We start from the raw sequence: 19,658 nt of genomic DNA, 5'->3' as shown, positions 1-19,658 counted from the left end.
AGGATCACGGGGCATGGCTGCCTCTGAACCCACCATCCTCGCCACCTCCGGCGGACACCGCTCCGGGACCCGCACCATGGTCGAGTTCGACGCCCTGGTGCACCACGCGGTCGAGCTGTCCGGTGCGCACGGCCGCCGGCCCCGGGTGATGTACGTGGGGACGGCGATCGGCGACGCCGAGCACTTCACCGCACGGATGACGGAGGCGGCCAGGGTGGCCGGGTTCGACCTGACCCCGCTCCAGCTCTTCCCGATGCCCAACCTGGAGGACATCGAGGGCACCGTGCTGGAGCAGGACGTGGTGTGGGTGATGGGCGGCTCGGTGGCCAACCTGCTGGCGGTGTGGCGGGTGCACGGCCTGGACGCGGTGTTCCGGCGGGCGTGGGAGGCCGGGGTGGTGCTCAGCGGGGTCAGCGCCGGCTCGATCTGCTGGTTCCGGGGCGGCACCACCGACTCGTTCGGCCGCGAGCTGCGGCCGATCACCGACGCGCTCGGTCTGCTCCCGTACGGCAACGGCGTCCACTACGACGTCGACCCGGGCCGCCGTCCGCTGGTCCACCGCCTGGTCGCGGACGGCACGCTGCCCACCACCCACTGCACCGACGACGGCGTCGGCCTCGTCTACCGCGGCACCGAGCTGGTGGAGGCGGTCGCCGAGACCCCGGGCAAGGGGGCCTACATCGTCGAACGCAAGGGCGACACCGCGGTCGAGCACCGCCTCGAACCGCGCCTGCTGCCCTCCCCCTGACACCCGACCGGACCTCCGGCGGCGAGGCGGCGTCAGGCGTCAGGCGTCAGGCGTCAGGCGTCAGGCGTCAGGCGTCAAGCAGGGTCCGCCAGTCGGCGACCTTGGCGGCGGAGACGGCGCCCGACCAGCCGCCGTCGCGGACCGCGCCGCCGATGTGGAAGCCGTCGAAGCCGGCGGCCCGCAGGGCGGGGACGTGTTCGGCGCGCAGGCCGCCGCCGACCAGGATGTGCTGGCGGTAGCCGGGGTCGCCGGCCTTGGCGAGTTCGCCGGCCAGCACCTCCTGGCCGGCGTCGACGCCAGCGGCCGCGCCGGAGGTGAGGAAGGTGTCCAGGCCGGGCAGGTCGGCGACAGCGGCGCGCAGTTCGGCGCGGTCGGCCGCGTGGTCGATCGCCCGGTGGAAGGTCCAGCGGCAGCCGTCCACCGCCCGCGCGAGCGCGGTGGTGGCGGCCAGGTCGACGCCGCCGTCGGTGCCGAGGAAGCCGAACACGAACTCCTCGGCGCCCTCGGCCCGCAGCGCGGCGGCGCGGGCGGTCAGCTCGTCCAGGCCGCCCGGGGTGAAGCCGTCCCGGATGCGCAGCATGACCCGCAACGGGATGCGGACGGCGGCGCGGATGGCGGCGAAGTCGGCCACCGCGGGGGTGAGTCCGTCGGCGGCCATGTCGGTGACCAGTTCGAGCCGGTCGGCGCCGCCGGACTCGGCGGCCACGGCATCCTGCACGGTCAGCGCGATGACTTCGAACATTGGTCTAGACATATCGGCTACCTTGCCACATCCGGGCCCCGAGATCGAGCCCCCCACCCCCGCGCAGCCGACCGCTCAGACCGCCGAGCGCTCCAGCTCCGGTACGGGCGTGCGCCACAGCCGCTCGACCACCACGCCGAAGACGACGAGGCCGCCCACCACCAGCGCGATGCCCGGCCGTCCGCCCAGCATTCCGGCCGCCGCGACCACCAGCCCGACCAGGCCGACCGGCAGGCCCGCGATCGCGCCCGCCGCGGGCAGCAGCCGGCCCCGCCGGGCGGCCGGCACCGCGAGGACCAGCAGCAGCACCTCCAGGGCCATCAGGGCCGGTGCGGCCACGTCCCACAGCACCACCCGGTACGGGAAGAACATCGGCCCGAACATCACGTCCGCGAGCACCGGTCCGCCCAACGCCGCCCCGGCGAGCAGGGCCGCCGTGCGCGCCCGGCTCGGCGGCCGGTGCAGGTCCGGCGGTGCGGCGAGCAGCAGCAGGCTCCACAGCATCCACGGGGCGGTGGTCAGCGCCAGCTCGACCACGATGCCGCTGAGGCGGTAACCCGAGAACAGCCCGATCCACGCCACGGTGTAGGCCAGCCAGGCCGCGGAGCCGACCGCGACCGCCCAGCGCGCCAGCGGCCACCGGCCGAAGAGAGCGGCGACGGCGCCGAGCAGGCAGCCCAGCGCCGCGACCTTGGCCAGGACGAATCGCGGGTCGTGGGGGATCAGGGCGAGGGCGTGGCCGTGCCGCACGTCCAGGGCCATCTCGGCCAGCAGGCCGAGCCCCGGCGTCGCCAGCGCCCCCGCGGCGAACGGCGCGGCCAGGCCGAGCAGCCGGCCGGGCATCGCGCCGGAGGTCAGCCCGGTGCGCAGCCGCAGCCCGTACCCGGCCAGGTCCGCCAACTCCCGGGCCCGGACGATCGGTCCGGCCCCGGCGGTGGTGTCCTCGTAGACCCCGGCCAGTTCGTCCCCGTGCTCGCTGCGGTACCGGGCCGGGTACAGCCGCAGCGCCTTCCTCGCCCCCCAGCTGCTCATGCGAACACCCCCTGCACGGACAGGCCGCGACCGAGCGCGCCACGACCCGTCGCCAGGCGCGCGAACGCGCCGCGCGGGGCCGGCCGGGGCTTGGCGAGCCGGCGCTCCGCCTCGCTCGCCACCGTCCGCAGGCGCTCCGCCTCGGCGGCGAGCACCTCCCGGCCGGAGTCGCTGAGCGCGTACGTGCGCCGAGCCCGGCCGTCCACCACCTCCTCGCTCTCGACCTCGACCAGGCCCTGCTGGAGCAGCCGGTCGAGGGCCCCGTACAGCGTGCCGGTGCGCATCCGCACCCGGCCGCCGGAGATCGCGGCGATCTCCAGGATCAGCGCGTAGCCGTGCCTGGGCGCGTCCGCCAGTGCGGTGAGCAGGAGCAGCGTCGGCTCCTGCATCGAACGTTCAGTCATGTCTCTTACATATACCGGTCACCGGCATATGCTGTCACCTGGAATCGCGAAAGAGGCAGCGAGAAACCAGGAACGGGCAGGGAGCAGAATGGGCGTCATGACCACCGAGCTGTCCGACCGTTGGCGCGAGCTGCTGCTGCGCTGCGACGCCACCGCCGACCCCGACCCGTACGGCCGGGACCTGCTGGAGCGCTGGGCCGAGCCGCAGCGCCGCTACCACACCACCGACCACCTGCGGGCCGTCCTCGACCACGTCGACGCCCTCGCCGGGCACGCTGACGACCCGGACGCCGTCCGGCTGGCCGCCTGGTTCCACGACGCCATCTACCGCCCGGACCGCTCCGAGAACGAGGAGCGCAGCGCCCAACTGGCCGTCCGCGCCCTGCGCGAGGCGGGCCTCGCCGAGGAGCGGGTCGCCGAGGTCGCCCGGCTGGTCCGGCTCACCGTCACCCACGACCCGGCGGCCGACGACCGCAACGGCCAGGTGCTCTGCGACGCCGACCTCGCCGTCCTCGGCGGCACCCCGCCGGAGTACGCCCGCTACGCGGCCGCAGTCCGCGAGGAGTACGGCTTCGTCCCCGACGACGCGTTCCGCACGGGCCGCGCGGCGATCCTGCGCCAACTCCTCGACCTGCCCGCGCTCTACCGCACCCCGGCCGCCCGTGCACGCTTCGACGCCCCCGCCCGGGCCAACCTCGCCGCCGAACTCAGGAGCCTGGAGAGCTAGGACCTGGCCTTCCGGCGCCGCAGCCCGGCGGCGGTCAGCCGGGCCACCAACTCCTTGCTGCCCACCGGCTCGGCGCCCAGCGCCACCGCCTTCTCGTACCAGGACGCCGGGACGTCGTAGTGGTCCCGCTCGAAGCCCTTCGCGGGCGCGCCCAGCCGCTCGGCGAAGGCGTGCAGTTCCTCGTACGACACATCGCTGACCAGGTGCGACCAGTACTTCCCGTGGCCGGGCCAGTTCGGCGGGTCGATCAGGATCACGCCAGGCCCCCGACCGGCGCCACCACCACGCCGCGCTTCCCGCACACCCAGTGCGGGTCGGGCCCCAACTCCGGCTCCACGCTGAGCGCGTGCGGGTCGTCCTCGTCCTGCGCGCACGCGGCGCACAGCGGCCAGCGCCCGTACGCCTCCAGCAGCGCGTCCTGCACGTCCTGCGCGACCAGCCCCAGCACGTACGCGGTGCCCTCGGGCCACTGCTCCAGCCACCACCGCCGGTGCGTCACCGCGTCCTCCACCAGCGACACCACCGCCGCGTCCGCCACGTCCCGGGCGGTCAGGTCGGCGAGGATCAGCGCACGGGCACTGTGCAGGGCGGATTCGATCTCAGAACTGGCCATCCCCCCATTCTCCCGCACCGGCCCGGTCCACCCGATCGAGGTGGAGCGGGGTCCTCGTGGAGTGAAACGCCGCGAGGGCGGCCTCCCCGGATGGGGAGACCGCCCTCGCAGAGCGTGTGGAGCAGCCGATCCTCGGAAGGATCAGAAGTCCATGTCACCGCCCGGCATGCCGCCGCCGGCGGCCGCGGAGGCCTTCTCCGGCTTGTCGGCGATGACGGCCTCGGTGGTGAGGAAGAGCGCCGCGATGGAGGCGGCGTTCTGCAGCGCGGAGCGGGTGACCTTGGCCGGGTCGATGATGCCCGCGGCGATGAGGTCGACGTACTCGTTGCTGGCGGCGTTCAGGCCGTGGCCGGCGGGGAGGTTGCGCACCTTCTCCACCACGACGCCGCCCTCGAGGCCGGCGTTGGTCGCGATCTGCTTGATCGGGGCCTCGAGCGCCACGCGGACGATGTTGGCACCGGTGGCCTCGTCGCCCTCGAGCTCCAGCTTGTCGAACGCGACAGCGGCCTGCAGCAGGGCGACGCCACCACCGGCGACGATGCCCTCCTCGACGGCGGCCTTGGCGTTGCGGACGGCGTCCTCGATGCGGTGCTTGCGCTCCTTGAGCTCGACCTCGGTCGCGGCACCGGCCTTGATGACGGCCACGCCGCCGGCCAGCTTGGCCAGGCGCTCCTGGAGCTTCTCGCGGTCGTAGTCCGAGTCCGAGTTCTCGATCTCGGCGCGGATCTGGTTCACGCGACCGGCGACCTGCTCGCTGTCGCCGCCACCGTCGACGATGGTGGTCTCGTCCTTGGTGATGACGACCTTGCGGGCGGTGCCGAGCAGGTCGAGGCCCGCGTTCTCGAGCTTGAGGCCGACCTCCTCGGAGATCACGGTGCCGCCGGTGAGGATGGCGATGTCGCCGAGCATGGCCTTGCGGCGGTCGCCGAAGCCCGGGGCCTTGACGGCGACGGACTTGAAGGTGCCGCGGATCTTGTTCACGACCAGGGTCGACAGGGCCTCGCCCTCGACGTCCTCGGCGATGATGACGAGCGGCTTGCCGCTCTGCATGACCTTCTCGAGCAGCGGGAGCAGGTCCTTGACCGAGGAGATCTTGGAGTTGGCGATGAGGATGTACGGGTCCTCGAAGGTCGCCTCCATGCGCTCCAGGTCGGTCGCGAAGTAGGCGGAGATGTAGCCCTTGTCGAAGCGCATGCCCTCGGTGAGCTCGAGCTCGAGGCCGAAGGTGTTGCTCTCCTCGACGGTGATGACGCCTTCCTTGCCGACCTTGTCCATGGCCTCGGCGATGAGCTCGCCGATCTGGGTGTCGGCGGCGGAGATGGAGGCGGTGGAGGCGATCTGCTCCTTGGTCTCCACGTCCTTGGCCTGGGCCAGGAGCTGGTCGGAGACGGCGGCGACGGCCTTCTCGATGCCGCGCTTCAGGGCCATCGGGTTGGCGCCGGCGGCGACGTTGCGCAGGCCCTCGCGGACGAGCGCCTGGGCCAGCACGGTGGCGGTGGTGGTGCCGTCACCCGCGACGTCGTCGGTCTTCTTGGCGACCTCCTTGACGAGCTCCGCGCCGATCTTCTCGTAGGGGTCCTCGAGCTCGATCTCCTTGGCGATGGAGACACCGTCGTTGGTGATCGTGGGGGCGCCCCACTTCTTCTCCAGAACGACGTTGCGACCCTTGGGGCCGAGCGTGACCTTCACTGCGTCGGCAAGCTGGTTCATGCCGCGCTCAAGGCCGCGGCGAGCTTCCTCATCAAAGGCGATGATCTTGGCCATCAGAAGTGGTCCTCCGGGACACGGTCGACTGCTCGGACCAGAGGTGCCCGCGACGGACGGCCCTGCGAGCGGGGGTCCTGTCCCCTTCCGCTCCCGGGGCCTCACCGACCCGGTCCGCTTATCACTCTCACGCTGTGAGTGCTAACGCCAATGATTAGCACTCCGGGTGGGCGAGTGCAAGCCCAATCGACCGGTGCGCGGCCGTGTGCCGACATGACGACAGGCCCGTACGAACGAGTCGTACGGGCCTGTCGCCGAGTGTGCCGTGGGATCAGGCCCCGGCTGCACGGACCATGTCCGCCTGCGGACCCTTCTGTCCCTGCGAGATCTCGAACTCCACCCGCTGGCCCTCCTCGAGGGTGCGGTAGCCGTCCATCTGGATCGCGCTGTAGTGGACGAAGACGTCCGCTCCACCGTCGACCGCGATGAAGCCGTAGCCCTTCTCGGCGTTGAACCACTTGACGGTGCCCTGAGCCATTTCCGAACTCCCCTTGTGCTGTGCTGGCCCTGCACGGGTCCGCACGCTGCGGACCCCAGGTCTGTAAGGCCGTACCTGGGGAACCCCCCCGGAGGCGCAGCCTTGTCGCGGCTGAATGTATCCGGATATGCGCCCTGCGCAACAGGCCCAACCCCCGGCAAATGCGCCGTCGCATCAAGGGATATGACGGGGCGAAAGCCGCATCGGCGACATTTGTGCGGGGACATAACGGACCAAAGAACCGCGAATCGCCGGAAGAATTATGACGACGACCTGACATCTCGGGCGGCCGTCCGGCCGCCTCCCGTCTCAGCGAGCGGACGGGCCCTGCGTACCCGACCCGGCGGGTCCGGCGGGTGGGGGCGGATCGGCCGGAAGAGACGGCCGTGATCGCACTCTATACCCCCTCACGTGCGCAAATTTCCCCCGGCAGGCCGAGAGCCGCCGCCGGGACCGGAAATCGGAATTCCGGCCCCGACGGCGGCTCCGGGACGTTATGGGGCGCCGTCGCGGACTCAGCAGCCGCCGGCCACCGCGGGAATGATCGAAACGGACGAACCGGCCTTGATCTCGGTCTCCAGTCCGTCCGCGAAGCGCACGTCGTCGTCGTTCACGTAGACGTTGACGAAACGGCGCAGCTTGCCGGTGTCGTCCAGCAGACGGGCGGAGATCCCGGTGTGGTTGGCCTCCAGGTCCGCGATGACCGCGGCCAGGGTGGCGCCCTCGGCGGTGACCTCGGCGGAGCCGCCGGTGTAGGTGCGCAGGATGGTGGGAATGCGGACGGTGGCGCTCATGTGCGTCCTCCTCGGAAGGGGGTGGGGGAAGGTCAGGCGGAGGCCAGGCCGGCGGCGCGGAAGGACTCCAGCGACGGCTTGATGACGGCGGTCATGCCGGCGTCGGAGACCGCGTCCAGGGTCTTCAGGCCGTCGCCGGTGTTGATCGCGACGGTCTCCTTGGCCGGGTCCAGCTGCCCGGTCTCGACCAGCTTCTTGAGTACGCCCACGGTGACGCCGCCGGCGGTCTCGGCGAAGATGCCCTCGGTCCGGGCCAGCAGCTTGATCGCGGCCACCACCTCGGCGTCGGTCACGTCCTCGACCGCGCCGCCGGTGCGGCGGGCGATGTCCAGCACGTACGGGCCGTCGGCCGGGTTGCCGATCGCCAGCGACTTGGCGATGGTGTCCGGCTTGACCGGGCGGATCACGTCGTGGCCGGCCTTGAAGGCGGCGGAGACCGGGGAGCAGCCGGCGGCCTGGGCGCCGAAGATCCGGTACGGCCGGTCCTCGACCAGGCCGAGCTTGATCAGCTCCTGCAGCCCCTTGTCGATCTTGGTGAGCTGGGAGCCGGAGGCGATCGGGATGACGATCTGCTCGGGCAGCCGCCAGCCGAGCTGCTCGCAGATCTCGTACGCCAGCGTCTTGGAGCCCTCGCCGTAGTAGGGGCGGAGGTTGACGTTGACGAAGCCCCAGCCCTCGCCGGCCGGGTCGCCGATCAGCTCGGAGCAGAAGCGGTTCACGTCGTCGTAGTTGCCGTCGATGCCGACCAGCTCGCCGCCGTACACCCCGGCCATCACGACCTTGCCCTGCTCCAGGTCGTGCGGGATGAACACGCAGGACTTGAAGCCGGCCCGGGCCGCGGCCGCGCCCACCGCGCCGGCCAGGTTGCCGGTGGAGGAGCAGGAGAGGGTGGTGAAGTCGAAGGCGCGGGCGGCCTCGATGGCGCAGGCCACCACCCGGTCCTTGAAGGAGTGGGTCGGGTTGCCGGAGTCGTCCTTGATGTGCAGCTGTGCGGTGAAGCCCAGTTCGCGGCCCAGGTTGTCGGCCTTGACCAGCGGGGTCCAGCCCGGGTTCAGGTTCGGCTTGTCGGCGACGTCCGCCGGGACCGGCAGCAGCGGGGCGTAGCGCCAGATCGACGCCGGACCGGCCTCGATCCGCTTGCGCAGCTCCGCGGCCTCGTACGAGCCGAAGTCGTAGGCGATCTCCAGCGGGCCGAAGCACTCCAGGCAGGCGAAGCTCGGACCGAGCGGGAAGCGGGTGCCGCACTCGCGACAGGACAGCGCGGCGGCGGGGCCGAGGTCGACGGTCGTCGAGGGTACGGGTGTGGCAGTAGCCATGGTGGCGGAGGCCTCTCTCCTCATCTTCCCCGTGCGCGGGCGCGCCACGGGACGGAATTGGCACCTGTCCCGCGGGGGCCTGCGAAAGCCGCGCGGGAGGGTTGCCGGGACGTCAACGGGCCGTTCCCTCAGTCCCTCTGGATGAGCTCTGTGAAGTTGTGGGTCATGCGCCACGACCGAACCTGCGGTCGTGCGCCACGACCGACCCCGACGTGCGAAGGTCTGATCGCAGTACGAAGACTGTAACCGAAGGCCCCGACCGTCACCCCATGCCGTCCGATCCCCGAGACGGCCGAGACGAGGAGCGAGATCTTGACCGAGCAGTTCGACCCCGGCGTCCTTCCGGAGGTGGCCGCGTGGCTGCGCCGCCGCTCCTGGACAGCGGCGGCCCGGCCGGTCGAGACACTGCTGGCCGCCAAGCGCGCGGCCGGTCCGGCGGGCACGGTCAGCGTGGTGCTGCCCGCCCTGGACGAGGAGCCGACGGTCGGCGAGATCGTGTCCGCCATTCGGACGGAGCTGATGGAGCGGGTGCCGCTGGTGGACGAGCTGGTGGTGGTCGACTCCGGCTCGGTGGACCGCACCGCGGAGACCGCCGCCGCGGCCGGGGCCCGGGTCGTGCACCGCGACTCGATACTCCCGCGACTGCCCGCCGAGCCGGGCAAGGGCGAGGTGCTCTGGCGCTCGCTGCTGGTCACCCGCGGCGCGATCGTCTGCTTCATCGACGCCGACCTGCGCGAGTTCGACCCGGTGTTCGTCTCCGGGATCGTCGGACCGCTGCTCACCGACCCGTCGGTCCAGCTGGTCAAGGCCATGTACGACCGGCCGCTGGAGACCGGCGGCGCGGTCGTGCCGGCCGGCGGCGGCCGGGTCACCGAGCTGGTCGCCCGGCCACTGCTGAACCTGCACTGGCCGCAGCTGGCCGGGTTCGTCCAGCCGCTCGGCGGCGAGTACGCGGCCCGCCGCTCGCTGCTGGAACGGCTACATTTCCCCACCGGCTACGGCGTGGAGCTCGGCCTGCTGGTCGACGCCCTCGACGAGGTCGGCCTGGACGCCCTCGCCCAGGTCGACGTGGGCGTCCGCCACCACCGCCACCAGGACGGCCAGGCCCTCGGCCGGATGGCCGCCACCATCTACCGCACCGCCCTGGAACGCCTCGACCGCACCCACCGCCTCAAGGCCGCCGCCGACCTGGTCCACCCGGAGCTCACCCAGTTCACCCGGGACGCCGCCACCCGCGCCTTCACCTGGCACACCCACCACGTCTCCGCCACCGAACGCCCCCCGATGGCCACCGTCCCGGAGTACCGCAACCGCTGACCCGGCCGCGGCGTCCCCGTCCGCGACGGAAGGGGAGCGCATGCGGCCGACGGACACCCGGGCCCGGACCGGCGCCGGCTGCCTGGCCCTGGTGGTCGGACCGGTGCTGGGGATCGCCACCGCCGCCGCGGTCGGCGACCTCGCGCGAGGCAGCTGGGGTTACTGCGCGGGGACGACGCCCGGCGCCGCGGCGGCGCTCGCCGACCACGGCCCGCTGAGCGGCTTCCCCTGGACCCTGCTGGGGTTCGCGGCGTTCCTCGCCGCCTTCCCGGCGCCGTTCGTCGCGGTGCTGGCGCTCTCCCGGCCGGCCCGGCTGGGGGTGGCGCTCGGGGCGGCGGGCCTGGCGGGACTGGTCGCGCTGGCCGGCTGCGCCGCCGTGGACGCGGCCCTCACCGTCGCCCCGCCGGACGGCCACTACCGGCCCGAGCGCTGCCCCGGGGGGCGGCCGCCGTGGTGGCCCGCCGTGGTGCCGCTGCTTGAGTCCGGACCGCCGAACGGGTACGACTCCCGGGGATGACCCAGGTTGTTCACCCGCCCCGGCCGTGCCGAGTGGTTTGCGTGGAAGGAACGGCGGCAAGGTTGGCTGTATGGCCGATCTCGCGACCGAACGCCCCGATCCGTCCGGCTCCGCCCCGATCCTGGTGGCCTCCAACCGGGGTCCGGTGTCCTTCACCAGCGAGGACGACGGGACACTGACCCTGCGCAGAGGCGGCGGCGGCCTGGTCTCGGGTCTCTCCGCGATCGAGGACCCCAACGCGGTCTGGGTGTGCGCCGCCCTCTCCGAGGCGGACCGCACGGCTGCCCGACAGGCCCCCGACGGCCGGCTCGACCTCGCCGGGCACGACGTCGGCGGACAGGCCGTCCGGATGCTGGACATCGACCCGGGCACCTTCGCCCGGGCGTACAACGGCATCGCCAACTCCACCCTGTGGTTCGTCCACCACCTGCTCTACGACACCCCCACCTCGCCGGTCTTCGACGAGCGCTTCCGCCGCGAGTGGGAGTCCTACGGCGCGTACAACACCGCCTTCACCGAGGCGCTGGCCGCCGAGGCCGCCCCGGGCGCCGCCGTCCTGGTCCAGGACTACCACCTGTCACTGGTCCCCGGCCGGCTCCGGGAGCTCCGCCCCGACCTGCGGATCGGCCACTTCTCGCACACCCCGTGGGCCCCGCCCGAGTACTACCGCCTGCTGCCCGACGACGTCGCGGCCGAGGTGCTCACCGGCATCCTCGGCGCCGACCGGGCCGGCTTCCTCACCCGCCGCTGGGCGCTCGCCTTCGCCGACTGCTGCGAGGCCCTGCTCGGCGCCGAGGTGGACCGCGCGGCACTCACCGTCACGTACCGCGGCCGCACCACCGCCCTCGGCGTGCACGGCCTCGGCGCCGACGCCGACTTCCTGCGCGAACGGGCACACCGCCCCGACGTGGACGCCCGGCTGGCCACCCTGCGGGAGGCGGTCGGCGAGCGCCGGACCGTCGTCCGGGTCGACCGCACCGAGCTGAGCAAGAACATCGTCCGCGGCCTGCTCGCCTACCGGCACCTGCTGCGCACCCGCCCCGAGTGGCTGGACCGGGTGGTGCACATCGCCTTCGCCTACCCTTCCCGGCACGACCTCCCGGAGTACCGCGAGTACACCGCGGCGGTGCAGCGGATCGCCCACGAGATCAACGACGAGTTCGGCACCTCCACCTGGCAGCCGCTGATCCTGCACGTCAACGACGACTTCCCGCGCTCGCTCGCCGCCTACCGGCTGGCCGACGTCGCCCTGGTCAACCCGATCCGGGACGGCATGAACCTGGTCGCCAAGGAGATCCCGGTGGTCTCCGACCAGGGCTGCGCGCTGGTGCTCTCCCGGGAGGCCGGCGCCTTCGCCGAACTCGCCGAGGATGCCATCACCGTCAACCCCTTCGACGTCATCGCCACCGCCGACGCCCTGCACCGGGCCCTCACCATGCCCGCCGGCGAACGCGCCGACCGCACCAAGCGGCTCGCCGCCGCGGCCACCGCGCTCCCACCCCAGCAGTGGTTCCTCGACCAGCTCACCGCCCTCGGCTGAACCCGGGCTCCGCCCACTGTGTCAGCGCTCGCCGCCGATCCGGGCGGCCAGTGCGGTGAGCAGGTCCACCACGCCGGCCGGGCCCGGGACCACCAGGTCCGCCCGGTCGGCGAGTTCGCGCACCGGCGGCTCGCCGGTCACCGGCGCGCTGCACACCAGCAGGCCGGGCAGGCCGTCCGCGCGGCGCTTCTCGACCGCCGCGTAGGCGGCCAGGTCGCCGAGGTCGTCGCCGGCGTACACCACCGGGCCGCGCACCCGCCCGGCCAGGAAGCCGTTCAGCGCCGCGCCCTTGTCCACGCCCGGCGGGCGCAGCTCCAGGACCATCCGGCCGGGCTCGACCAGCAGCCCGTGCCGGGCGGCCAGCGCGGCGAGCGGCTCGCGCAGCCGGGCCACGGCGGCGTCCGGGTCGGGGGTGCGGCGGGTGTGCACGGCCAGGGCGCGGTCCTTGTCCTCGATCCAGGTGCCCGCGGGTGCGTCCTCCCGCCCCAGCAGGGCGGGCAGTTCGGCGCGGACGGCCGCCACGCCGGGGTGCACCTCTGGCGCGGTCACCTCGCCCGTCCCGGCCTCCCAGCGTTCGGCGCCGTAGTGGCCCAGTACGGTCAGGTGCTCCAGCCCCGGCACCCCGGCCAGCCCGCCGTACTCGACCGCCTTCGCCGCCGGCCGCCCGGTCACCACCACCACCGCGCCGACCAGCGGGGCCAGCGCGGACAGCGCCGCCGCCACCCCGGGCAGTGCCCGCGCCCGGTCCGGATCCGGCACGATCGGCGCCAGCGTCCCGTCGAAGTCCAGCGCCACCACCGTGCGCTCCGGCTCCGCCAGCACCCCGGCCAGCCCGTCCCGCCCCGCCGCCGTCCTCGGCTCCGCAATACCCATGCCCCGACCGTACCCACCCCCTGCGCCGATACCCGTGACCGGCGCCGCCGCCCGGCGCGAGCGGTCTAGCGGGCCCGGCGGCGGGTGTCGCGGAGGCGGCGGAGGCGGTTGACCAGGACCGGGTCGTGGGCGAGGGCCTCCTCGCGGTCCAGCAGGGCGTTCAGCAGCTGGTAGTAGCGGGTGGCGGAGATGCCGAGCTCCTCGCGGACGGCCTGTTCCTTCGCGCCGACCGTCCGCCAGCTCCGCGCCTCCAGCCCCAGCACCGCCAGGTCCCGCTCACTCAGCTCTGCCACGCCGTAAAGATTAGTGGCGGGCGCGGCCGGCTTCCTGGGCGGCGGCGGTCTGGAGGTCGGCGAGGACCTTGTCGCCGTCGGGCTTCACGGCGCCGCCGATCCGCTGCTTGACCAGGCCGCTGACCTTGTCCCAGGAGGGGTCGCCGAGCGGGTAGAAGTTGGCGTTGGGGAGGGCGTTGAGGAATTCGGCGAGGTCCTGGTGCTTGCCGCTGCCGGTCATCTCGGCGCGGGTGTCCTGGGTGACCGGGAGGAGGTTGTACTCCTCGTCGAACTTGAGCGTGTTCTCCTTCTGGTAGACGAAGTTGAGGAACTTCTTGATCTCCGCCTTGTGCCCGTTGGCCTTGAAGGCCATCATCCAGTCGGCCACGCCGAGGGTGCCGGGCCTGGCGGCGGCGTCGCGGCGCGGGATGGCCGCCGTACCGTAGTCGATCTTCGCCTCGACGGCCTTCTGGATCAGGCCGGGGTGGCCGTTGAGCATGGCGACCTTGCCGGCCGCGAAGTCCGCGAAGGCGGTCTTGCGGTCGACGGTACCCGGGTCGGGGTAGGTGAGGTGACGGTCGATCAGATTGGTCCGCAGCCAGGCGAAGGTGGCCCGGTTCTGGGTGGAGTCGATGGTGTAGTTGCCGGCGTTGTCGGCGAGCGAGCCGCCGCCGCTCATGGTCCAGATCGTCGATTCGCCCTGGGCCTCCTCGGGCCCGAGCGGCAGGGCGTACGGGGTGACGCCGGGGACCTTGGACTTGATGAGTTCGGCGTCCTTCTTCAGGTCGTCCCAGGTGACGGGCGGGGTGGTGATGCCGGCCTTCTGGAAGACCGCCTTGTTGTAGACGAACACCCGGGTGGAGGCGACGAAGGGGATGCCGTACTGGCTGCCGAGCACCTGGCCGGCCTTGGCGAAGGCGTCGATCATGTTGGCCTGGGTGTCGATGGAGAGCACGTCGCTGGCGGGATAGAGCCGGTCGGCGGCGACCTGGTCGGCGTAGCCGCCGGTCTGCACGATGTCGGGGACCTTGCCGGCCTTGACGAGGTCCGCGACATGCTTGTCGATGTCGTTCCAACTGACCACCTCCACCGAGACCTTGAAGCCCGGCGCGGTGTCCTCGAAGCGCCGGACCACGTCGTCCCAGTAGTGGCCGGTGCCGGTGGCGTCGCTGTCCCCGTAGTCGGCGGCGACCATCCGGAGGGTGACGTCCCCGCCGGATCCGCCGGTGATGGTGCCGCAGCCGCCGAGCAGCAGGCCGGCGGCGAGGGTGAGGGGCAGCAGGACGGGTCTCTTCACGGGGGCAACCGCCTTCACTAAAGGTAGCGGCGGCCACACTCGCAGGAATCCCCCGTGGTGGTCCAGACCTCCAGGTCGCGGCGTTATCGAAGTGTCAGCCGACGTTGCGTCATGCGCAACGCGGACGTCACGCGACGATCACCTCGACGCCGGACTCCGTGAAGGCGGCGGCGAGTTCGGGCGCCACGCCGTCGTCGGTGACCAGCGCGTCGATCCGGTCGACGCCGCAGATCCGGGCGAAGGCGCGGTGTCCGAGCTTGGAGGAGTCGGCGGCGACCACCACCCGGCGGGCCCGTTCGGCGAGCAGCCGGTTGACGCTGGCCTCGCCCTCGTGGTGCGCGGTGGCGCCGTGTTCGACGTCGATCGCGTCGACGCCGAGCACGGTGATGTCGAGGGCGAGTTCGGAGAGCACCAGGCCGGCCAGCGGGCCGATCAGCTCGTACGACTGCGGGCGGGCCACCCCGCCGGTGACCACGATCTTCACCTGCGGCCGGACGGTCAGCTCGTTGGCGATGTTGAGCGCGTTGGTGACCACGGTGAGCGCCTGGCCGGGGCCGCCCTCGGGGCGCTCGGTCAGCTCGGGGCGGACCGCGACCGCCCGGGCGACCTCGGTGGTGGTGGTGCCGCCATTGAGGCCGACCACCTCGCCGGGGGCGATCAGGCCCGCGACCGCCGCGCCGATCCGCTGCTTGGCGTCGGCGTTGCGGGCAGTCTTGTAGCGCAGCGGGAGGTCGTAGGAGACGTTGTGGGCGACGGCGCCGCCGCGGGTGCGGGTGACCATCTGCTGCCGGGCCAGCTGGTCGAGGTCGCGGCGGATGGTGGCGGCGGAGACGCTCAGCGCCTCGGCGGCCTCCTCGACCTCCAGCTTGCCGTGCTCGGCCAGCAGCTCCAGCAGCGCGTTCCACCGCTCGTACCTGGACACGGGTGTCGCCCCTCCTGCGCACTCAACGCGCGGGACCGCGCGAAACACGCACAGCTTTGCACATCCGCACCCCGGCGCGCGGCGGGTCACGGGCTTCCACCCCCCGCCCCATTGCGCAATCCTGCGCGAAAAGGCTATAAATCAATCAGGTTTACGCAAGCAGTAGGGAACCTCGAAGGAGCCCGTACCCATGCCGTACCCCTCTCTGACCGGCGAGGAGATCGCCACCCAGCCCGCCGACTGGCGCACCGCGGCCGCCCAGGCCGGCGTCTCGGCCGCCGACCTGCCGCAGCGCGGCGAGCGCGTGGCCGTGGTCGGCTGCGGCACCTCGTGGTTCATGGCGCAGGCGTACGCCGCGCTGCGCGAGGCCGGCGGACACGGCGAGACCGACGCCTTCGCAGCGTCGGAGTTCCCGTACCGGCGCAGCTACGACCGGGTGCTGGCGATCAGCCGCTCCGGCACCACGACGGAGGTCCTGCGCCTGCTGTCTGAGGTGAAGGCGCCGAGCACGGCGATCACCGCGGACATCTCGCAGCCGATCGCCGGCGTCGCCGACCACCTGGTCGACCTGGGCTTCGCGGACGAGCGCTCGGTGGTGCAGACCCGCTTCGCCACCACCGTGCTGGCCCTGCTCCGGGCGCACCTGGAGATCGAGGGCGCGCTGCCGGCCGGGGTCGCCACGGTGGCCCGGGCGGCCGCCGACGCCGAGCGGGCGGTGGCCTGGGAGGTGCCGGCCGAGCTGGTGGCCTGCGAGCAGTTCACCTTCCTGGGCGGCGGCTGGACCAACGGCCTGGCCCAGGAGGCGGGGCTGAAGATGCGCGAGGCGTCGCTGGCCTGGACCGAGGCCTACCCGGCGATGGAGTACCGGCACGGCCCGATCTCGATCACCGCGCCGGGCCGCGCGGCCTGGTCCTTCGGCGAGCCGCCGCAGGGGCTGGCCGAGGACATCGCGGCGACCGGCGGGCTGCTGGTGGCGGACTCCGGCGACGGCGGCCTGGACCCGCTGGCCGACCTGGTCCGGGCGCAGAAGCTGGCCGTGGCGCTGGCCGAGCACCGCGGGCTGGACCCGGACCGGCCGCGCAACCTGACCCGCTCGATCATCCTCGGCTGACCCCGTTCCGAGCCTATTCTCGGAGACGCAAACCACCCTGGAGTACCCCGAACACGACAAACCTCACCCTCCATGGACCAGACCAATCGAGCAACTGGACTAGACCTCTCCGACCCGGCCAAGGGAAACTGTCCCCCGTGAAGCACGTCATCGCACTCGATGTAGGCGGCACCGGCATGAAGGCCGCGCTGGTCGCCCAGGACGGCTCCGTGCTGTACGAAGCACGCCGACCGACCGGGCGGGAGCACGGCACGGATGCCGTCGTCGCCACCATCCTCGACTTCGCCGCCGACCTGGCGGACGAGGGCCGCGCCCGGTTCGGCCGCGCCCCGCTCGCCGCGGGCGTGGCCGTGCCGGGGACGATCGACGAGAAGAACGGGATCGCGGTCTTCTCCGCCAACCTCGGCTGGCGGGACCTGCCGATGCGCAAGCTGCTCGGCGAGCGGCTCGGCGGCCTGCCGGTGGCGCTCGGCCACGACGTCCGCTCCGGCGGACTGGCCGAGGGCCGGATCGGCGCCGGCCGCGGGGTCGACCGCTTCCTGTTCATCGCGCTGGGCACCGGCATCGCCGGCGCCATCGGCATCGACGGACGGATCGAGGCGGGCGCCCACGGCTACGGCGGCGAGATCGGCCACGTGGTGGTCCGCCCCGGCGGACCGAAGTGCGGCTGCGGCGCCCTCGGCTGCCTGGAGACCCTGGCCTCGGCCTCCGCGGTCTCCCGGGCCTGGGCCGAGGCGGTCGGCGACCCGGACGCCGACGCCGCGGCCTGCGCCGCGGCGGTCGAGGCCGGCGACCCGCGCGCCGTCGGAATCTGGCGGACCGCCGTCGAGGCGCTCGCCGACGGGATCGTGCTGGCCCAGAGCCTGCTCGACCCGTCGACGGTGATCGTCGGCGGCGGCCTGGCGGAGGCCGGTGACACGCTCTTTACGCCCCTGCGCGCCGCGGTTTCCGAGCGCCTGACCTTCCAGATGCCCCCGAAGGTCGTACCGGCGATGCTCAAAGACACGGCCGCATCCCTGGGCGCGGGCCTGCTCGCCTGGGATCTGCTCTCCATGGAGGTGACCGCGTGACCGCGGACCGCATTGCCCTCGCCGGAGCCCGACTGGTGCTGCCGGGCGGCGTCGTCGACCGGGGCCGGCTCACGATCGAGGGCACCCGCATCGCGGCCCTCGGCGGGGACGCCGAGCCGGGCGACCTCGACCTCGCCGGACACACCGTCGTCCCGGGCTTCGTCGACCTGCACGTGCACGGCGGCGGCGGCGCCTCGTACGCCTCCGGCGTGGCCGAGGAGGCGCTGCGGGCCGCGCGGACCCACCTGGAGCACGGCACCACCACCACGGTCGCCTCCACCGTCACCGGGGAGATCGACGAGGTCTGCCGGCAGGCCGCCGTCCTCTCCGAACTGGTCGAGGACGGGGTGCTGGCCGGCGTCCACTTCGAGGGCCCGTTCATCTCGAACAACCGGTGCGGCGCCCACCGCCCCGACCTGCTGCGCGACCCGGACCCGGCGCTGGTGCGCAAGCTGGTCGACGCCGCCCGCGGCCGGGCCCGCATGGTCACCCTCGCGCCCGAGCTGCCCGGCGGCCTGGAGTCGGTCCGGATGCTCGCCGACCTCGGCGTGATCGCGGCGGTCGGCCACACCGACGCCGACTACGCCACGACGCTGGAGGCGGTCGAGGCCGGCGCCACCGTCGCCACCCACCTGTTCAACGCGATGCCGGGCATCCAGCACCGCGCCCCCGGCCCGATCGTCGCCCTGCTGGAGGACGAACGGGTCACCGTCGAACTGATCAACGACGGCATCCACCTGCACCCCTCGGTGCTCGACCTGGCGTACGGCACGGCCGGCGCCGAGCGGGTCGCGCTGATCACCGACGCCATGGGCGCGGCCGGCATGGGCGACGGGCTCTACCCGCTCGGCCCGCTGCAGGTCCGGGTCGAGAACGGCGTCGCCCGGCTGGTCGAGGGCGGCTCCATCGCCGGCTCCACCCTCACCCTGGACGTCTCGTTCAAGCGCGCCGTCACCGTCCTCGGCCTCTCGCTGAACCAGGCGGTCACCTCCCTGTCCACCGTTCCGGCCCGGCTGCTCGGCCTGGCGGACTCGATCGGCTCCCTGGAGGCAGGCAAGAACGCCGACCTCGTCGTGCTCGACCCCGATTTCGACCTCGTCGCGGTGATGCGCCGCGGCGAGTGGATCGTCGGCGCGGACCGCCTCACCAAGGCCCACGCGGGCTGAGACCCCGCACCGGGCACCCGTCCCGGCGGGAGGTGAGCAGCGGAATCCCCTGCGCCCCGCTACTCACCTCCCCTGGGACACCCATGCCTCTCGCCCGTACGTCCGACCTGCTCGCCGCCGCCGTCGCCGACCGCCGCGGCCTGCCCGCCTTCAACGTCATCACCCTGGAGCACGCCGAGGCCATCGCGGCCGGCGCCGAGACCGCCGACACCCCGGTGATCCTCCAGATCAGCCAGAACGCGGTGGGCTTCCACGGCGGACGGCTGCTGCCACTGGCCCGCGCCTGCGCCGAGGTCGCGGCCGCGGCCCGGGTCGCCGTCTCGCTCCACCTGGACCACGTCGAGGACGCCGACCTGCTGCGGGCCGCGCCCGGTGCCGGGTTCTCCTCGGCGATGTTCGACGCCTCCCACCTGCCCCACGACGAGAACGTCAAGGCCACCGCCGAGGCCGCGGCCTGGGCGCACCGGCACGGCCTGTACCTGGAGGCGGAACTCGGCCGGGTCGGCGGCAAGGACGGCGAGGCGCCGCTGTCCGCCCACGCCCCGGGCGCCCGGACCGACCCGGCCGAGGCCGCCGGCTACGTCGCCGACACCGGCGTGGACGCGCTCGCGGTCGCGGTCGGCTCCTCGCACGCGATGACCACCCGGACCGCCGCGCTCGACCACGGCCTGATCGGTCGGCTGGCCGCCGCCGTGCCCGTCCCGCTGGTGCTGCACGGCAGCTCCGGCGTGCCCGACGCGGAGCTGCGGGGCGCGGTGGCCGCCGGCATGGTGAAGATCAACATCGGCACGGCGCTCAACCTGGCGTTCACCCCGGCCGTCCGCGCGCACCTGGCCGAGAACCCGGCCGTCACCGATCCCCGGAAGTACCTGGATCCGGCCCGCACCGCCATGGCGCAGACCGTCGCCCACCTGGCCCGCGTGGTCGCGGGCGGCGGGCAGGGCTGACCGGCCCG

General features: G+C 73.2%; 22 protein-coding genes and 1 riboswitch. Of the genes, 9 read left to right on the top strand and 13 right to left on the bottom strand.

The window, feature by feature from the left end; translation table 11 throughout:
- The first annotated feature begins 13 nt into the window (after positions 1 to 13).
- Positions 14 to 748 carry a Type 1 glutamine amidotransferase-like domain-containing protein gene (locus FHR36_RS00905; protein ID WP_253792832.1) on the top strand — a complete coding sequence of 245 codons (735 nt, stop codon included), beginning with the start codon at positions 14 to 16 and terminating at the stop codon, positions 746 to 748.
- A 67-nt stretch (positions 749 to 815) separates the two neighbouring features.
- Here FHR36_RS00905 and FHR36_RS00900 read toward each other — a convergent pair whose 3' ends face one another.
- From FHR36_RS00900 to FHR36_RS00890, 3 genes are all read right to left on the bottom strand, one after another.
- Positions 816 to 1,490, bottom strand: coding sequence for a copper homeostasis protein CutC (locus FHR36_RS00900; RefSeq protein WP_407660773.1), 675 nt, complete (start codon positions 1,488 to 1,490; stop codon positions 816 to 818).
- A gap of 75 nt (positions 1,491 to 1,565) precedes the next feature.
- Positions 1,566 to 2,522 (bottom strand): hypothetical protein, encoded by a 957-nt coding sequence (locus tag FHR36_RS00895; RefSeq protein ID WP_253792828.1) that lies wholly within the window; start codon positions 2,520 to 2,522, stop codon positions 1,566 to 1,568.
- On the bottom strand, positions 2,519 to 2,926 hold the full coding sequence (locus tag FHR36_RS00890) for a PadR family transcriptional regulator (protein ID WP_253792826.1): 408 nt from the start codon (positions 2,924 to 2,926) through the stop codon (positions 2,519 to 2,521). Before FHR36_RS00890 ends, FHR36_RS00895 begins: the two co-directional genes overlap by 4 nt.
- Before the next feature lie 88 nt (positions 2,927 to 3,014).
- On the opposite strand from FHR36_RS00890, the gene FHR36_RS00885 reads away from it, so the two are divergent.
- The gene (locus tag FHR36_RS00885; RefSeq protein ID WP_407660772.1) at positions 3,015 to 3,653 is read left to right on the top strand and encodes an HD domain-containing protein; all 639 of its coding nucleotides are present in this window, start codon (positions 3,015 to 3,017) and stop codon (positions 3,651 to 3,653) included.
- On the opposite strand, the gene FHR36_RS00880 is transcribed toward FHR36_RS00885, so the two are convergent.
- The 6 genes from FHR36_RS00880 to thrC form a co-directional block, all read right to left on the bottom strand.
- Positions 3,650 to 3,910 (bottom strand): DUF4031 domain-containing protein, encoded by a 261-nt coding sequence (locus FHR36_RS00880; RefSeq protein WP_253792822.1) that lies wholly within the window; start codon positions 3,908 to 3,910, stop codon positions 3,650 to 3,652. The two genes, FHR36_RS00885 and FHR36_RS00880, sit on opposite strands and share 4 nt — an antisense overlap.
- Positions 3,907 to 4,266 carry a DUF8819 family protein gene (locus FHR36_RS00875; protein WP_253792821.1) on the bottom strand — a complete coding sequence of 120 codons (360 nt, stop codon included), beginning with the start codon at positions 4,264 to 4,266 and terminating at the stop codon, positions 3,907 to 3,909. Before FHR36_RS00875 ends, FHR36_RS00880 begins: the two co-directional genes overlap by 4 nt.
- A gap of 141 nt (positions 4,267 to 4,407) precedes the next feature.
- Complete coding sequence (groL, locus tag FHR36_RS00870) at positions 4,408 to 6,030, bottom strand: chaperonin GroEL (protein WP_253792820.1); 1,623 nt, start codon at positions 6,028 to 6,030, stop codon at positions 4,408 to 4,410.
- Positions 6,031 to 6,301: 271 nt separating this feature from the next.
- The gene (locus tag FHR36_RS00865) at positions 6,302 to 6,508 is read right to left on the bottom strand and encodes a cold-shock protein (RefSeq protein WP_014137493.1); all 207 of its coding nucleotides are present in this window, start codon (positions 6,506 to 6,508) and stop codon (positions 6,302 to 6,304) included.
- Between the two features lie 515 nt (positions 6,509 to 7,023).
- A complete protein-coding gene (locus tag FHR36_RS00860; RefSeq protein WP_253792819.1) occupies positions 7,024 to 7,302 on the bottom strand; it encodes a MoaD/ThiS family protein in 279 nt (92 codons plus the stop codon).
- Positions 7,303 to 7,334: 32 nt separating this feature from the next.
- Positions 7,335 to 8,618, bottom strand: a complete 1,284-nt coding sequence (gene thrC, locus FHR36_RS00855; RefSeq protein ID WP_253792818.1) for a threonine synthase — start codon at positions 8,616 to 8,618, stop codon at positions 7,335 to 7,337.
- A 17-nt stretch (positions 8,619 to 8,635) separates the two neighbouring features.
- Positions 8,636 to 8,766, bottom strand: a riboswitch (SAM riboswitch).
- 164 nt (positions 8,767 to 8,930) lie between these two features.
- Here thrC and FHR36_RS00850 point away from each other — a divergent pair.
- From FHR36_RS00850 to FHR36_RS00840, 3 genes are all read left to right on the top strand, one after another.
- Positions 8,931 to 9,935: a glucosyl-3-phosphoglycerate synthase gene (locus FHR36_RS00850; RefSeq protein WP_253792817.1), complete on the top strand. Its 1,005-nt coding sequence runs from the start codon at positions 8,931 to 8,933 to the stop codon at positions 9,933 to 9,935.
- A 40-nt stretch (positions 9,936 to 9,975) separates the two neighbouring features.
- Positions 9,976 to 10,452 (top strand): hypothetical protein, encoded by a 477-nt coding sequence (locus tag FHR36_RS00845; protein WP_253792816.1) that lies wholly within the window; start codon positions 9,976 to 9,978, stop codon positions 10,450 to 10,452.
- Positions 10,453 to 10,522: 70 nt separating this feature from the next.
- Complete coding sequence (locus FHR36_RS00840; RefSeq protein ID WP_253792815.1) at positions 10,523 to 11,992, top strand: alpha,alpha-trehalose-phosphate synthase (UDP-forming); 1,470 nt, start codon at positions 10,523 to 10,525, stop codon at positions 11,990 to 11,992.
- Positions 11,993 to 12,013: 21 nt separating this feature from the next.
- On the opposite strand, the gene otsB is transcribed toward FHR36_RS00840, so the two are convergent.
- From otsB to FHR36_RS00820, 4 genes are all read right to left on the bottom strand, one after another.
- On the bottom strand, positions 12,014 to 12,865 hold the full coding sequence (gene otsB / locus FHR36_RS00835) for a trehalose-phosphatase (protein WP_253792814.1): 852 nt from the start codon (positions 12,863 to 12,865) through the stop codon (positions 12,014 to 12,016).
- 65 nt (positions 12,866 to 12,930) lie between these two features.
- Positions 12,931 to 13,158: a DUF3263 domain-containing protein gene (locus FHR36_RS00830; RefSeq protein ID WP_253792812.1), complete on the bottom strand. Its 228-nt coding sequence runs from the start codon at positions 13,156 to 13,158 to the stop codon at positions 12,931 to 12,933.
- Between the two features lie 10 nt (positions 13,159 to 13,168).
- Positions 13,169 to 14,434 carry an extracellular solute-binding protein gene (locus tag FHR36_RS00825; RefSeq protein WP_253792810.1) on the bottom strand — a complete coding sequence of 422 codons (1,266 nt, stop codon included), beginning with the start codon at positions 14,432 to 14,434 and terminating at the stop codon, positions 13,169 to 13,171.
- A 127-nt stretch (positions 14,435 to 14,561) separates the two neighbouring features.
- Positions 14,562 to 15,356, bottom strand: coding sequence for a DeoR/GlpR family DNA-binding transcription regulator (locus FHR36_RS00820; protein WP_253792808.1), 795 nt, complete (start codon positions 15,354 to 15,356; stop codon positions 14,562 to 14,564).
- Between the two features lie 190 nt (positions 15,357 to 15,546).
- On the opposite strand from FHR36_RS00820, the gene FHR36_RS00815 reads away from it, so the two are divergent.
- The 4 genes from FHR36_RS00815 to FHR36_RS00800 all read left to right on the top strand — a co-directional run bounded on the left by FHR36_RS00815 (position 15,547) and on the right by FHR36_RS00800 (position 19,650).
- Entirely contained in the window at positions 15,547 to 16,467 is a 921-nt protein-coding gene (locus FHR36_RS00815) for an SIS domain-containing protein (RefSeq protein WP_253792806.1), read from the top strand.
- A 137-nt stretch (positions 16,468 to 16,604) separates the two neighbouring features.
- On the top strand, positions 16,605 to 17,537 hold the full coding sequence (locus tag FHR36_RS00810) for an ROK family protein (protein WP_253792804.1): 933 nt from the start codon (positions 16,605 to 16,607) through the stop codon (positions 17,535 to 17,537).
- The gene (gene nagA / locus FHR36_RS00805) at positions 17,534 to 18,703 is read left to right on the top strand and encodes an N-acetylglucosamine-6-phosphate deacetylase (protein ID WP_253792802.1); all 1,170 of its coding nucleotides are present in this window, start codon (positions 17,534 to 17,536) and stop codon (positions 18,701 to 18,703) included. Before FHR36_RS00810 ends, nagA begins: the two co-directional genes overlap by 4 nt.
- Positions 18,704 to 18,786: 83 nt before the next feature.
- Positions 18,787 to 19,650: a class II fructose-bisphosphate aldolase gene (locus FHR36_RS00800; RefSeq protein ID WP_253792800.1), complete on the top strand. Its 864-nt coding sequence runs from the start codon at positions 18,787 to 18,789 to the stop codon at positions 19,648 to 19,650.
- Positions 19,651 to 19,658 lie beyond the last annotated feature (8 nt).

Source organism: Kitasatospora cinereorecta (genome assembly GCF_024172095.1).
Classification (GTDB): domain Bacteria; phylum Actinomycetota; class Actinomycetes; order Streptomycetales; family Streptomycetaceae; genus Kitasatospora; species Kitasatospora cinereorecta.
This window is presented reverse-complemented; position numbering and strand designations above follow the sequence as displayed.

Coding starts and splice junctions, on each gene's coding strand:
- FHR36_RS00905 (WP_253792832.1), top strand. CDS start 14: ATGGCTGCCTCTGAACCCACCATCCTCGCCACCTCCGGCGGACACCGC.
- FHR36_RS00900 (WP_407660773.1), bottom strand. CDS start 1,490: ATGTTCGAAGTCATCGCGCTGACCGTGCAGGATGCCGTGGCCGCCGAG.
- FHR36_RS00895 (WP_253792828.1), bottom strand. CDS start 2,522: ATGAGCAGCTGGGGGGCGAGGAAGGCGCTGCGGCTGTACCCGGCCCGG.
- FHR36_RS00890 (WP_253792826.1), bottom strand. CDS start 2,926: ATGACTGAACGTTCGATGCAGGAGCCGACGCTGCTCCTGCTCACCGCA.
- FHR36_RS00885 (WP_407660772.1), top strand. CDS start 3,015: ATGGGCGTCATGACCACCGAGCTGTCCGACCGTTGGCGCGAGCTGCTG.
- FHR36_RS00875 (WP_253792821.1), bottom strand. CDS start 4,266: ATGGCCAGTTCTGAGATCGAATCCGCCCTGCACAGTGCCCGTGCGCTG.
- groL (WP_253792820.1), bottom strand. CDS start 6,030: ATGGCCAAGATCATCGCCTTTGATGAGGAAGCTCGCCGCGGCCTTGAG.
- FHR36_RS00865 (WP_014137493.1), bottom strand. CDS start 6,508: ATGGCTCAGGGCACCGTCAAGTGGTTCAACGCCGAGAAGGGCTACGGC.
- FHR36_RS00860 (WP_253792819.1), bottom strand. CDS start 7,302: ATGAGCGCCACCGTCCGCATTCCCACCATCCTGCGCACCTACACCGGC.
- thrC (WP_253792818.1), bottom strand. CDS start 8,618: ATGGCTACTGCCACACCCGTACCCTCGACGACCGTCGACCTCGGCCCC.
- FHR36_RS00845 (WP_253792816.1), top strand. CDS start 9,976: ATGCGGCCGACGGACACCCGGGCCCGGACCGGCGCCGGCTGCCTGGCC.
- FHR36_RS00840 (WP_253792815.1), top strand. CDS start 10,523: ATGGCCGATCTCGCGACCGAACGCCCCGATCCGTCCGGCTCCGCCCCG.
- otsB (WP_253792814.1), bottom strand. CDS start 12,865: ATGGGTATTGCGGAGCCGAGGACGGCGGCGGGGCGGGACGGGCTGGCC.
- FHR36_RS00815 (WP_253792806.1), top strand. CDS start 15,547: ATGCCGTACCCCTCTCTGACCGGCGAGGAGATCGCCACCCAGCCCGCC.
- FHR36_RS00800 (WP_253792800.1), top strand. CDS start 18,787: ATGCCTCTCGCCCGTACGTCCGACCTGCTCGCCGCCGCCGTCGCCGAC.